This window comes from Mesorhizobium sp. (assembly GCF_004962925.1).
Lineage (GTDB): Bacteria > Pseudomonadota > Alphaproteobacteria > Rhizobiales > Rhizobiaceae > Mesorhizobium.
This window is the reverse complement of the sequence record NZ_SUEO01000027.1, coordinates 31,940-44,615: the sequence shown is the minus strand read 5'-3', so window position 1 is coordinate 44,615 and position 12,676 is coordinate 31,940. Positions and strand designations below refer to the sequence as shown.

Sequence of the window (12,676 nt, the reverse complement as noted above, 5' to 3'; positions counted from 1 at the left end):
AGGACTATCCTGTGGGCGGCCGGCGTTGCCGCTTCCCCGGCCGCCGAATGGCTGGGGGCGGCAGCGGACCGGGCGGGCAGGGTGCTCGTCGAGCCCGACCTGACCGTGCCGGGCAGCCCGGAGATTTTCGTCGTCGGTGACGCTGCACACGTCCTGCGGCCGGATGGCCGCATGGTGCCCGGTGTAGCACCTGCCGCCAAACAGCAGGGCCGGCATGTCGCCGCGACGATCAAGGCCCGGCTTGCCGGCGACGCAACCCCGCGGCCTTTCCGCTATAAGCATGACGGCGATCTGGCGACGATCGGCAAGCGCGCCGCCGCGATCGATTTCGGCTGGATCAAGCTCACCGGCCGGCTGGCCTGGTGGCTGTGGGGCCTCGCGCACATCTACTTCCTGATCGGCTTTCGTAACCGGCTTGCGATTTCGCTGAGCTGGCTATGGATCTACGTGACAGGGCAGCGCAGCGCTCGGCTGATCACCCAAGGCGACGACGACAGGAGCTGACGTCTCCGCCCGCGCGCATTCATCGGCACGTCATCTATTCCTGATGGACTCGACTGGATTTAGGCGCGAAGCTTTGCTTCGGGCAGGACTCGGCACGTCATTTGAAGCTTGGCACGTCGTCGAACAGGAGAAAACAAAAACAATGTCTGAACTGTTCCAACCCGTCTCCCGCCGCGGGTTCCTTGCCAGCGCCGCCGCCACCGGAGCGCTGATCATGCTGCACCCGTTCTCCGCCCGCGCTCAAGGCAACCAGGCGCATCTCAGGATCATGGAGACGACCGACATCCATGTGAATGTGCTGCCTTACGATTACTACGCCGACAAAGCGAACGACACGATGGGACTGTCGCGCACCGCTTCGCTGATCGATGCGGTGCGCAAGGAAGCCGCCAACGCGATGCTGATCGACAATGGCGACCTTCTGCAGGGCAACCCGATGGGCGACTACATTGAGAGAGGGATGAAGGATGGCGACCTGCATCCGGTCATGAAGGGCATGAACCTGCTCGGCTATGAATGTTCGACGCTCGGCAACCACGAATTCAATTACGGCCTGTCGTTCATGGACAAGGTGCTGGCCGGCGCCAATTTTCCGTTCGTCTGCGCCAACCTGATCCGCGGCACCGAACTCGCTGCGAACCCGCGCAACGACAGGCTCTATCTCAAGCCTTATGTCATTCTCGACAAGAAAATCAGGGACGGGTCAGGCGCCGAGCAGCCGATCAGGATCGGCATCATCGGCTTCGTGCCGCCGCAGGTCATGGTCTGGGACCTGAAGAATCTCGAAGGCAACGTCAAGACACGCGACATTGTCGAGGCGGCCAAGGCGTGGGTACCGCAGATGAAGGAGGAGGGTGCCGACATCGTCATTGCGCTGTCCCATTCCGGCATCGACGTGAAGCAGGGCAACATGATGGAGAACGCCTCGTTTTTCGTCGCCGGCGTCGAAGGCATCGACGCGGTCTTCACCGGCCACCAGCATCTCGTCTTTCCCGGCAAGAAGGACTTTCAGGCGCTCGAGGCTGTCGACCCGGAAAAGGGCACGCTGCAGGGCAAGCCTGCCGTTATGGGCGGCTTCTGGGGCTCGCATATGGGTCTGATCGACTTGTTGCTGGAGCGCGACGGGTCGAAATGGCGGATCGTCTCGGCGACCTCCGAGGCACGGCCGATCTACGAGCGGGTCGACAAGGCGAACAAGCCGACGGTCGCTGACGACCAGCGCATCGTCGATGCGCTGAAAGAAGATCACGAAGCCACGCTTGCCTATGTGCGCCGGCCGGTCGGGAAAACTTCGGCGCCGCTCTATTCCTATTTCGCGCTGGTCGCCGACGATCCGTCGGTGCAGATCGTCAGCCAGGCGCAGACCTGGTATCTCAGGGATATCCTCAAGAATACGCAGTGGAAGGACGTGCCGCTGCTGTCGGCGGCGGCGCCCTTCAAGGCCGGCGGGCGCAACGGCGCCGACTACTATACCGACGTTCCCGTGGGCGATATCGCCATCAAGAACGTCGCTGATCTCTATCTCTATCCGAATACTGTCCGCGCCGTCGAAATCACCGGGTTGCAGGTGAAGGAATGGCTGGAAATGTCGGCCGGTATCTTCAACCGGATCGAGCCCGATAAGGCCGATCAGCCGCTCATCAACACCGATTTCCCATCCTACAATTTTGACGTGATCGACGGCGTCACCTATCGGATCGACCTGTCGCAGCCGCCGAAGTATGATTCGAAGGGCGGTCTGGTGAATGCCGGCTCGAATCGCATCGTCGACTTGATGTTCGACGGAGAACCAATTGATCCCATGCGTAAATTCGTCGTCGCGACCAACAATTACCGCGCCGGCGGTGGCGGCAATTTCCCGGAGATCAATGCCTCGAAGATCATCTACGAGGCGCCGGACACCAACCGCGACGTGATCGTGCGCTACCTCGTCAGCCAAGGCATGATCAACCCGTCGGCGGACGCCAACTGGTCGTTTGCACCGCTGCCCGGAACCAGCGTCGTGTTCGAGACCGGCGCCAAGGCGAAGGATTTTATTGCGCAGGTGAAGTCGCTAAAGATCGAACCGGCAGGCGAGGGCGAAGCGGGGTTTGCCAAGTACCGCATCACTCTCTAGACGAACCGAGCGGGCAACATCCGCTGCCACTAAGCTCTGTAAACCACCTGGCGGACATCGATGTAGCTGGCGCGGAAGCCGGCTTCGCAATAATGCAGGTAAAATTCCCAGAGCTTCTTGAAGCGGTCGTCGAAACCGAGCGGGACAATCTTTTCCCATGACGCCCGGAAGCGATGGCGCCATTCGGCGAGTGTGCGGGCATAGTCGTCCGGGAAAATGTGCTCGCGCAGATGAGCGAGGCCATGGTCTTTGCCGAGCGTTTTGAGGATCGACGGCGTTGGCAGCATGCCGCCTGGGAAGACGTAACGCTGGATGAAATCCGGCCGGGCGCGATAGGTGTCGTAGGCTTTCTCGTTGATGGTGATGATCTGCAGGCCGGCGGTGCCGCCAGGCCGCAGGCAATCCTTCATCTTGCCGAAAAACACCGGCCAGTATTTTTCGCCGACCGCCTCGAACATCTCGATCGAGGCGATGCGGTCGTAGGATCCGGCTTCGTCGCGGTAGTCTTGCAGCTTGATGTCGACCTTGTCGGCAAGTCCTGCCTTCTGAATGCGCGCTTTGGCGAAATCATGCTGCTCGCGGCTGATGGTCAACCCGGTGACGCGGCAGCCGATCTCGCGCGCGGCGAATTCGGCAAAGCCGCCCCAGCCGCAACCGATTTCCAGCACGTGGTCTTTCGCGCCGATGCCCGTGTCCTTGGCCAGCGCGCGATACTTGGCGGCTTGCGCGCTTTCCAGATCGTTGGCGCCAGTCGTATAGAGCGCCGACGAATAGGTCATGCTCGGGTCCAGCCATTGCTTGTAAAAGGCGTTGCCGAGATCGTAGTGCGCCGAAATGTTGCGCTTTGAGCCCGTGCGGGTGTTTTGGTTGAACCAGTGGCGGACACGCTGGACGGCGTTGATGAGCCAGCTGGCGCCGCCGGCGATGCGCTCTCCGATTTCCGAATTGACCACGAACAGTTCCAGGAAACTGGTTACATCGGGACTGTCCCAATCGCCGTCGATGTAGGATTCGGCGATGCCAATGGTGCCGCCGGTGAAGGCGCGGCCGGGCAAGCGCCAGTTCTTGAGCACCAGTTCGGCGTCCGGACCCGGCGCCTTGCCGCCGACGAGGACGGCGCGGCCGTCCGGCATCCTCACCTTGAGCGAGCCACGCGGCAGGTTCATCGCCGCCGACAACACCATGCGCGCCTTGGCCGGCAGGCCCTTGACCGTTTCGGCGAAATTGAGTTCGTCCAGCCTGACCGCGTCGCCTAACGCAGCGCCGGTGTCTTCCTTGTGAGCCATATCACGCCCCCGAACTTCTGCGGAGCCGGCGCAACAATGGCCAGTTCCGCACGCGCAGTTCATTCGCCAGGGCGCGAACGCTGCTTCCTGATGAATCCCCGCAGCAATCTTTCATCTCATCAAAGGGAACTTCAAGAGGCAAGGGCAAGCGAACACGGACCAATGGACAGATTTTGGGGGAGGGCGTTGATCAACGCCGGAATCACTATGGTTGCGACCACCCAGATGCAGTAGTTTTAGCCATGCGTTACGTTATCGTCATCTGCGCCGTCACGTTCTTCCTGATCTGGGACGGACTCTATAATCAGGGCCGCTATCTCGACACCACGGTCAGGGAGATAACGCGCATCGTGCGCTACATCACCAGCATGGTGTAGGTTTCCTTACCCGATCATCGCGTTATCGCCGCGACATCCTTGCCGGTTGACGCGATCGTTTTGCCCACACAAAACACGCTTTGCACATCGATCGAGGAGGCTGGGTTGATCCGGCATATCGTTTTCTTCAGCGCGCGGCACAAAGAGGATGTCGAGGCCGTACGCACGGGCTTGCTGGCGCTGGGCAATATCCCATATTCCCGCCTTTTCGAGGTAACGCTCAACACTAAGGTCGACCCGCTTTCGGATGAGATCGACGTGGTCGTTTATGCCGAATTCGAGGATGAGGCCGCTCTGGCCGCCTACAAGGCGCATCCGCTCTATGGCGAGACGACCAGCCAGGTCAAACCGCTGCGCGAATTGCGATATTCGGCGGATGTTGTGGCGGCGTCCTGAAAGAAATCGACCGAAGCAGGAGAAACGTGCTTCCCTTACTCCGTCTGAGCGGCAGTCGGTTCGGTCAGATCGGCCCCTGGTCGCTTCGGCGCACTCCAGACCAGCATGGCAAGGACTACGATCGCGACGACCGCTGCCGCTATGAACAACATCTTTCTCATTTGGATCACGTAGGTTGATTTCCGGCAGCGGCAAGTGTTCCGGAGGCTCGCGCACCGACGCCGCGCGATCGGCCACCTGGATCCTTGCGGCGTCAGACGAGGCTCTTGAACCAACTTCCGGAATGATGCACACCGCCCCGGCATGATCGAAACGATGCCAGCAGGCCCTTATCCGCCAAGCCCTTATCCGCTTGACCATCTTGTGCTGCCGACCGTAAGCCTCGACGTGGCGCGGGCGCGGCTGGTTTCGCTTGGCTTTGTCGTGGCGCCGACCGGCATCCATCCTTTCGGAACGGAAAACTGCTGCGTCTTCCTTGAAGACGGCACCTATCTCGAGCCGCTGGCGGTGGGCAACGCGCAAGCGGCGGCGGAAGCGATTGCGGACGGCAACGTCTTCGTCGCGCGCGATCGCGCCTATCGCGACCAGCGCGGCAATGAGGGATTTTCCGCCCTTGTCCTAGGCACCGAAGATGCGGACGCCGATCATATGCGCTATGTCGAAGCCGGCCTGTCGGCGGGAGATATGCTGAGCTTTTCGCGCGCCTTCACCGACGCGGCGGGAAAGAGCGATACGGCATCGTTCAAATTGGCCTTCGCCTCCAGTGCCGGGGCGAAGGACGCATTCCTGTTCGCCTGCGAGCGGGTCAATGCGCCGAAAGTGGACCGCACCGCGTTGCAAATCCACGCCAATGGCGCAACTGGCATCATCGAAATCGTGGCGGTCAGCGACCAGCCATCCGAACAGCGCCGATTGATCTCGATCGCGGTGCGCAGTCCCGCGGCCGGGCAGGGGAGCACCGCGTTTGACCTGCCGAACGCGACCTTGACCCTGCTTGACCCCGTCGCTTTCGAAACGCGCTTCGGCATCCCTGCCGGCGCGCCATCGGAACTCCGTTTCGCGGCGGTGGTCTTTTCAGTTCGCCGCGCAGACGCGGTCGCAAAGCTGCTTGCGGCCGGTTCCGTCGAACACGACATACGCGGCAATGATATTGTCGTGCGGCCGGCACCCGGACAGGGTGCGGCCTTCATCTTCCGGGAGATCGCATGAGCAAGCCCAATTCGTCCGTTACCGTTGGCAATGTCGTCTTCGGCAACACCGCGCCGCTGTCGCTAATTGCCGGCCCGTGCCAGCTTGAATCACGCCAGCACGCCTTCGACATGGCTGGCGCGCTGAAGGAACTGACAGAGAAGCTGGGGCTGGGTCTCGTCTACAAGACCAGCTACGACAAGGCCAACCGCACCTCGCTTGGCGGCACGCGCGGCGCCGGGCTCGATGCGGCGCTGCCTGTCTTCGATGATTTGCGCAAGGCGTTTTCGCTACCGATCCTGACCGATATTCACACCGAGGAACAGTGCGCGGTCGTGGCGCCGCATGTCGACATCCTGCAGATTCCGGCTTTCCTTAGCCGCCAGACCGATCTGCTGATCGCGGCTGCAAGAACCGGCAAGGTCGTCAATGTGAAGAAGGGCCAGTTCCTCGCGCCGTGGGACATGAAGAACGTCGTCGCCAAGATCACCGGTTCCGGCAACGCCAACGTGCTGGTTACCGAGCGCGGCGCGTCCTTCGGCTACAACACGCTGGTGTCCGATATGCGCGCCCTGCCGATCATGGCCGAGATCGGCGCACCGGTGATTTTCGACGCCACGCATTCAGTGCAGCAGCCGGGCGGGCAGGGCGGCTCCACGGGTGGCGATCGGCGCTTCGTCGAGACGCTGGCGCGCGCGGCGGTTGCTGTCGGTGTCGCCGGCGTCTTCATCGAGACGCACCAGGATCCCGACAACGCACCCTCCGACGGCCCCAATATGGTGCCGCTGAAGGATCTTCCCGCCCTGCTTGAAAGGCTGATTGCATTCGACCGCGTCGCCAAGAGCTGAGCATGCTCAGGGTCCTAAGTCCCGCCTCCCTCTAAACTTGTGGTCAACAGGTGCCGGTTGTACGCTGTCCAGGCAACTGAGTACCTCGGAGGAGGAAGCCATGCCCGTCGCCCGTGTCACCGAAATCACGTCATCCTCGAAGAAGAGCTTTCAGGACGCTATCGAACTGGGAATTGCGCGCGCTGCAAAGACTTTGAAGAACGTCGAAGGCGCCTGGATCCAGGACCAGAAGGTCGTCGTCGAGGACGGCAAGATCTCCGCCTACCGCGTCAACATGAAGGTCACCTTCATCCTCGCGGAGTGATCGGTTCCCGTCGAAAAGTCTGGAACCTTCATCCGCGCCCCTCATTGTCAAGCATAGCGTCAACGACAACGAGGAGTACACAATGACAACCCAGACAGGACACACTGAAGCCATCGCTGCCTCGCGGGTTATCGGTACATCAGTCTACAACACGGAAGGCACCCACATCGGCGACATCGAGGATGTCATGCTCGACAAATTGTCGAACGGAATCATGTTTGCCGTGATTGGCTTTGGCGGATTTCTCGGTATCGGCGAGAAGTATCATGCGATCCCGTGGGCGAGCCTCGACTATGACGAGAACAAGGGCGGCTACGTCGTGCCGTTTACAAAGGAGCAACTAAAGGCTGCTCCCGCCTATTCGATCAGTGAATTGACGGGCGCCGACGGCGAGGCCGCGCGGGATGCTTCATACAGCTATTATAGGGTCGAGCCTTATTGGCATTGACCTTGATCTGCCGGAATCAAAAAGGCCCTCAGTTTCATTGAACCGAGGGCCTTTTCTGCAGGATAACTACTCCGCCGCTTGAAGGGTCGACAACTCCGCGCCTTGTTGAGGCTGCTGAGTGTCACACGACGTTAGAAACGCCGCCGCGATCAGGAACAAACTCACGATACCGCTCAACTGAGACATGGCGAAACTCCTCCAGTTTCGCCCCGCGCAGCTGCGAGCATAAACCAGAAAGCCGCATGCCGCCAAGACTTATGATGACAGCAGTTTTTGCTTCGTGAACCGGCATGGCGGAGATGGCGGCAATATTTGCGGACACCCCGATTGCGTTTTGCAGCACTTTGGCTAAGACGTGCGCGACGCTTCGTCAGATCAATCGGGGACATCGCAATGACCGCCATCATCGACATTGTCGGGCGTGAAATCCTGGACAGCCGCGGAAACCCGACCGTCGAGGTCGACGTCGTGCTCGAAGACGGCTCGATGGGCCGCGCAGCGGTGCCCTCCGGCGCTTCGACCGGCGCTCATGAGGCGGTCGAGCTGCGAGACGGCGGCGCCCGGTACCTCGGCAAGGGCGTCCTGCGGGCGGTAGAGGCCGTCAATGGCGAGCTGTTCGAAGCGATCGGCGGCATGGAAGCCGAGAACCAGATCCACATCGACCAGACCATGATCGAGCTCGACGGCACACCCAATAAGAGCCGGCTCGGCGCCAACGCCATCCTCGGCGTGTCGCTGGCGGTGGCAAAGGCTGCGGCGGAAGCGGCCGGCCTGCCGCTCTACCGCTATGTCGGCGGCACAAAGGCGCATGTGCTTCCAGTGCCGATGATGAACATCATCAACGGTGGTGCCCATGCCGACAACCCGATCGACTTCCAGGAATTCATGATCCTGCCGATCGGTGCGCCTACACTGCGTGACGGCGTGCGCTGGGGCTCGGAAATCTTTCACACGTTGAGAAAGCGGCTGAAGGACGCCGGCCACAACACCAATGTCGGCGACGAGGGCGGTTTCGCTCCTAACCTGAAGAGCGCGCCCGCTGCGCTCGATTTCATCATGGAATCGATCGAGCAGGCTGGCTTCAAGCCGGGCGAAGAGGTTGCACTCGGTCTCGATTGCGCCGCCACCGAATTCTTCAAGGACGACAACTACGTCTATGAAGGCGAGAAGAAGACCCGCGATCCGAAGACCCAGGCCAAATATCTGGCCAAGCTCGCCGCTGACTATCCGATCATCACCATCGAGGACGGGCTGGCCGAAGACGACTGGGACGGCTGGAAAACGCTGACCGACCTCATCGGCAAGAAAACCCAGCTGGTTGGCGACGATCTGTTCGTCACCAATACGGCGAGGCTGCGCGATGGCATTCGCATGGGCGTCGCCAATTCGATCCTGGTCAAGGTCAACCAGATCGGCTCACTGACCGAGACGCTCGACGCCGTCGAAACCGCGCACAAGGCCGGCTACACCGCTGTCATGTCGCATCGCTCGGGCGAAACTGAAGATTCGACCATCGCCGATCTCGCCGTTGCCACCAATTGCGGGCAGATCAAGACAGGTTCGCTGTCGCGCTCGGATCGCATGGCCAAGTACAACCAGCTCATCCGCATCGAGGAAGAACTCGGCAAGCAGGCGCTCTACGCCGGCAAGTCGATCGTCAAGGGCTGAGCCGAAAGGCATAGCCGGAAACGAAAGGGCGGGGCATTCTCCGCCCTTTTCGATTCAACACCGCCAAATTCGGTCGTGCGTAACCGTCCATTAAGCACAATCAGGCGAGAAAGGGGCTAGGTCGCGGAGTGTTGGAGTGTCCTTTGTGCGTCCAAGAGGAGGCGCGGCGCTCTAAGGGATTTGGATCATGTGGACACGTCAGCACAAGCAGAGAAACACCGGGCGACTGATCATCCCCTCGCTCTGCGTGGCGTTCTTGGCCTATTTCGGCTTCCACGCCTATCACGGTGAATTCGGCATCTATTCCAAGTACCGGTTGAAAGCCGAAACCGTCGACCTGCAAGGTAAGCTCGATGCCGTCAAGGCGCGCCGGCTCGACCTGCAGCGGCGCGTTCAGCTCATGCATCAGGGCACGCTGGAGAAGGACATGCTCGACGAGCAGGCGCGCAAGGCACTCAATATGTCCCACGCCGACGAAATCACCATCATGTTACCGGCTACGGCAAGATAACCAGATGTCAGTTAATCGCCAATATTTCGAATGATTTTAATCGCTTAGACGCATGTCAGCCATGCATTTTCAGCATGGCGGAACGCCGTCTCGCGTGTTAGCCTCCCCAAAATCGGTGGGGAGAACTGATCTCCCTCAGTGTCCGCAAGAGACGCCAACAGGGAGTGATGCATGGCCACCGCCGCCAGAAAAGCGCCTGCCAAATCCAAATCCAGATCCGACGGCAAATCGGCGGGGCTTTTAGCCCCCAAGCCCGTCGACTTCACCAAGGAAGAGGAGCTTGACGCCTACCGGCGCATGCTGCTTATCCGCCGCTTCGAGGAAAAGGCCGGCCAGCTCTACGGCATGGGCTTCATCGGCGGCTTCTGCCATCTCTATATCGGCCAGGAAGCAGTTGTCACCGGCATGAAGATGGCGCTGGTCGATGGCGACCAGATGATCACCGCCTACCGCGACCACGGCCACATGCTGGCGATGGAACTGTCGCCACGCGGCGTCATGGCCGAATTGACCGGTCGCCGCGGCGGCTTGTCCAGGGGCAAGGGCGGCTCCATGCACATGTTCTCCAAGGAGAAGCATTTTTACGGCGGCCACGGCATTGTCGGAGCGCAGGTTTCGCTCGGCACCGGCCTCGCCTTCGCCAACCGCTATCGCGGCAACAACAATGTGACGCTGACCTATTTCGGCGACGGTGCCGCGAATCAGGGCCAGGTCTATGAAAGCTTCAACATGGCCTCGCTGTGGAAGCTGCCGGTGATCTACATCATCGAGAACAACCGCTACGCCATGGGCACTTCGGTTTCACGATCGTCGGCCGAGACGGATTTTTCGCACCGCGGCGCCTCCTTCAAGATTCCCGGCATCCAGGTCGACGGCATGGACGTCCGTGCGGTCAAGGCAGCCGGCGATCTCGCCACCGAATGGTGCCGCGCCGGCAGGGGGCCGCTGATCCTCGAAATGCAAACCTACCGCTACCGCGGCCACTCGATGTCCGATCCGGCAAAGTACCGCTCCAAGGAAGAAGTGCAGAAGATGCGCTCTGAGCGCGACCCGATCGAGCAGGTCAAGGCGCGCCTGATCGAGAAGAAGTGGGCCGATGAGGACGAGCTCAAGGCCGTCGATAAGGAGGTTCGCGATATCGTCGCCGACGCCGCTGAATTTGCCCAGAATGACGCAGAGCCGGATCAGTCCGAGCTCTGGACCGACATCGTACTGTAACGAGAGGGCAAGGACATGCCGATCGAAATTCTCATGCCCGCTCTCTCGCCGACCATGGAAGAGGGCAATGTTTCCAAATGGTTGAAGAACGAGGGCGACAAGGTCGTCGCCGGTGACGTCATCGCCGAGATCGAGACCGACAAGGCGACGATGGAAATCGAGGCCGTCGACGAAGGCACGCTTGCCAAGATCGTGGTTCCTGCCGGCACCGAAGGTGTCAAGGTCAACGCGCTGATCGCCGTGCTCGCCGTTGATGGTGAAGACATCGACAAGGTAGGCGAAGGCATCGGCGAAGAAGAACCTGCCAAGGCTGAAACAGCCGCGCCAGCGCCTGCTCAGGCCAAGAGCGAGACAGCAGCACCTGTCGCCGCCTCGCCAAGAACCGAAATTGCCGCAGATCCAGACATCCCGGCGGGCACGGAAATGGTCTCGACCACCGTGCGCGAGGCGTTGCGTGACGCGATGGCCGAGGAGATGCGCCGCGATGGCGACGTCTTCGTCATGGGCGAGGAGGTCGCCGAGTACCAGGGGGCCTATAAGATCACGCAAGGGCTGCTGCAGGAATTCGGGCCGCGTCGCGTCGTCGACACGCCGATCACCGAGCACGGTTTTGCTGGCGTCGGCGTCGGCGCGGCGATGGCCGGCCTAAAACCGATCGTCGAGTTCATGACCTTCAACTTCGCCATGCAGGCGATCGACCAGATCATCAACTCCGCCGCCAAGACGCTCTACATGTCCGGCGGCCAGATGGGCGCGCCCATCGTCTTCCGCGGGCCGAACGGCGCGGCTGCCCGCGTCGCCGCCCAGCATTCGCAGTGCTATGCCGCCTGGTACAGCCACATTCCCGGGCTGAAGGTGGTGATGCCCTATAGCGCCGCCGACGCCAAGGGGTTGCTGAAGGCCGCGATTCGCGATCCGAACCCGATCATCTTCCTCGAGAATGAAATCCTCTATGGCCACTCCTTCGACGTGCCGAAGATGGACGATTTCGTGCTGCCGATCGGCAAGGCGCGCATCCATAAATCAGGCAAGGACGTCACCATCGTCTCCTTCGGCATTGGCATGACCTATGCGATCAAGGCCGAGGCCGAATTGCGCGGCATGGGCATCGATGCCGAGATCATCGACCTCAGGACCATCCGTCCGCTCGATTTCGACACCATCATCGCTTCGGTCAAGAAGACCAATCGGCTGGTCGTGGTGGAGGAAGGATTTCCGCAGAACTCGGTCGGCGACCACATCGCCAACCAGGTGTCGCGGCGCGCCTTCGATTTCCTCGACGCGCCGGTCATCACCATTGCGGGCAAGGACGTGCCGATGCCATATGCGGCCAATCTCGAAAAGCTGGCGCTGCCCAATGTCGGCGAGGTCGTCGAGGCGGTCAAAGCCGTCACATATCGCTGAGCAGGGCGGGAGGACAAAATGCCGATCAACATCACCATGCCGGCCCTGTCGCCCACGATGGAAGAGGGCAATCTTTCCAAATGGCTGGTCAAGGAGGGCGACAAGGTTTCGCCGGGCGATGTGATCGCCGAGATCGAGACCGATAAGGCGACGATGGAAGTCGAAGCGGTCGACGAAGGCACGGTCGCCAAGCTGGTCGTTCCCGCCGGCACCGAAGGCGTCAAGGTCAACGCGCTGATCGCCGTTCTCGCGGCCGAAGGCGAGGATGCGGCGGCCGCCGCGAAGAGTGGTGACGGCGCTGCGCCGGCAAAGGCCGAGGCAAAGCAGGACAAGGCGCCAATCTCCCCACCCGTGGGGGAGATGTCGACGAAGTCGACAGAGGGGGGCGCTGTCGCGCCTGCCGCAGGG

Annotated in this window: 15 protein-coding genes and 1 pseudogene; 13 read left to right on the top strand and 3 right to left on the bottom strand. The window is 61.1% G+C overall.

Annotated features, from left to right (window positions below; translation table 11 throughout):
• Positions 1–504 (top strand): annotated as a pseudogene (locus E5W87_RS08860) (FAD-dependent oxidoreductase); the annotation flags it as partial.
• Between the two features lie 142 nt (positions 505–646).
• Positions 647–2,620, top strand: coding sequence for a bifunctional 2',3'-cyclic-nucleotide 2'-phosphodiesterase/3'-nucleotidase (locus E5W87_RS08855; RefSeq protein ID WP_292396078.1), 1,974 nt, complete (start codon positions 647–649; stop codon positions 2,618–2,620).
• 29 nt (positions 2,621–2,649) lie between these two features.
• Here the strand turns inward: E5W87_RS08855 and E5W87_RS08850 are convergent, their stop codons facing one another.
• Positions 2,650–3,906, bottom strand: a complete 1,257-nt coding sequence (locus E5W87_RS08850) for a cyclopropane-fatty-acyl-phospholipid synthase family protein (RefSeq protein WP_292396075.1) — start codon at positions 3,904–3,906, stop codon at positions 2,650–2,652.
• A gap of 242 nt (positions 3,907–4,148) precedes the next feature.
• Here E5W87_RS08850 and E5W87_RS08845 point away from each other — a divergent pair, with 242 nt between their 5' ends.
• Both E5W87_RS08845 and E5W87_RS08840 read left to right on the top strand, forming a co-directional pair.
• Positions 4,149–4,283 (top strand): hypothetical protein, encoded by a 135-nt coding sequence (locus tag E5W87_RS08845; protein WP_292396072.1) that lies wholly within the window; start codon positions 4,149–4,151, stop codon positions 4,281–4,283.
• A 105-nt stretch (positions 4,284–4,388) separates the two neighbouring features.
• Positions 4,389–4,679 (top strand): Dabb family protein, encoded by a 291-nt coding sequence (locus E5W87_RS08840; protein ID WP_292396069.1) that lies wholly within the window; start codon positions 4,389–4,391, stop codon positions 4,677–4,679.
• A gap of 35 nt (positions 4,680–4,714) precedes the next feature.
• Here E5W87_RS08840 and E5W87_RS08835 read toward each other — a convergent pair whose 3' ends face one another.
• Positions 4,715–4,840 carry a hypothetical protein gene (locus tag E5W87_RS08835; protein WP_292396066.1) on the bottom strand — a complete coding sequence of 42 codons (126 nt, stop codon included), beginning with the start codon at positions 4,838–4,840 and terminating at the stop codon, positions 4,715–4,717.
• 154 nt (positions 4,841–4,994) lie between these two features.
• Between E5W87_RS08835 and E5W87_RS08830 the strand changes: the two genes are divergently transcribed.
• From E5W87_RS08830 to E5W87_RS08815, 4 genes are all read left to right on the top strand, one after another.
• Positions 4,995–5,888, top strand: coding sequence for a VOC family protein (locus tag E5W87_RS08830; protein ID WP_292396063.1), 894 nt, complete (start codon positions 4,995–4,997; stop codon positions 5,886–5,888).
• Positions 5,885–6,715, top strand: a complete 831-nt coding sequence (gene kdsA / locus E5W87_RS08825) for a 3-deoxy-8-phosphooctulonate synthase (protein WP_292396060.1) — start codon at positions 5,885–5,887, stop codon at positions 6,713–6,715. The genes E5W87_RS08830 and kdsA overlap by 4 nt, the downstream gene beginning before the upstream one ends.
• A 100-nt stretch (positions 6,716–6,815) precedes the next feature.
• On the top strand, positions 6,816–7,019 hold the full coding sequence (locus E5W87_RS08820) for a dodecin family protein (protein ID WP_095488666.1): 204 nt from the start codon (positions 6,816–6,818) through the stop codon (positions 7,017–7,019).
• Between the two features lie 82 nt (positions 7,020–7,101).
• Positions 7,102–7,467 carry a PRC-barrel domain-containing protein gene (locus E5W87_RS08815; RefSeq protein ID WP_292396057.1) on the top strand — a complete coding sequence of 122 codons (366 nt, stop codon included), beginning with the start codon at positions 7,102–7,104 and terminating at the stop codon, positions 7,465–7,467.
• A 121-nt stretch (positions 7,468–7,588) separates the two neighbouring features.
• On the opposite strand, the gene E5W87_RS08810 is transcribed toward E5W87_RS08815, so the two are convergent.
• Complete coding sequence (locus E5W87_RS08810) at positions 7,589–7,789, bottom strand: hypothetical protein (RefSeq protein WP_292396054.1); 201 nt, start codon at positions 7,787–7,789, stop codon at positions 7,589–7,591.
• A gap of 71 nt (positions 7,790–7,860) precedes the next feature.
• On the opposite strand from E5W87_RS08810, the gene eno reads away from it, so the two are divergent.
• The 5 genes from eno to E5W87_RS08785 form a co-directional block, all read left to right on the top strand.
• Positions 7,861–9,135, top strand: a complete 1,275-nt coding sequence (gene eno / locus E5W87_RS08805) for a phosphopyruvate hydratase (protein WP_292396052.1) — start codon at positions 7,861–7,863, stop codon at positions 9,133–9,135.
• A gap of 187 nt (positions 9,136–9,322) precedes the next feature.
• Entirely contained in the window at positions 9,323–9,646 is a 324-nt protein-coding gene (locus E5W87_RS08800) for a septum formation initiator family protein (RefSeq protein WP_292396048.1), read from the top strand.
• 171 nt (positions 9,647–9,817) lie between these two features.
• Positions 9,818–10,864, top strand: coding sequence for a pyruvate dehydrogenase (acetyl-transferring) E1 component subunit alpha (pdhA, locus tag E5W87_RS08795; protein WP_292396045.1), 1,047 nt, complete (start codon positions 9,818–9,820; stop codon positions 10,862–10,864).
• A 15-nt stretch (positions 10,865–10,879) separates the two neighbouring features.
• On the top strand, positions 10,880–12,268 hold the full coding sequence (locus E5W87_RS08790) for a pyruvate dehydrogenase complex E1 component subunit beta (RefSeq protein ID WP_292396041.1): 1,389 nt from the start codon (positions 10,880–10,882) through the stop codon (positions 12,266–12,268).
• Between the two features lie 18 nt (positions 12,269–12,286).
• The coding region (locus E5W87_RS08785; RefSeq protein ID WP_292396038.1) for a biotin/lipoyl-containing protein at positions 12,287–12,676 on the top strand (390 nt) is incomplete at its 3' end.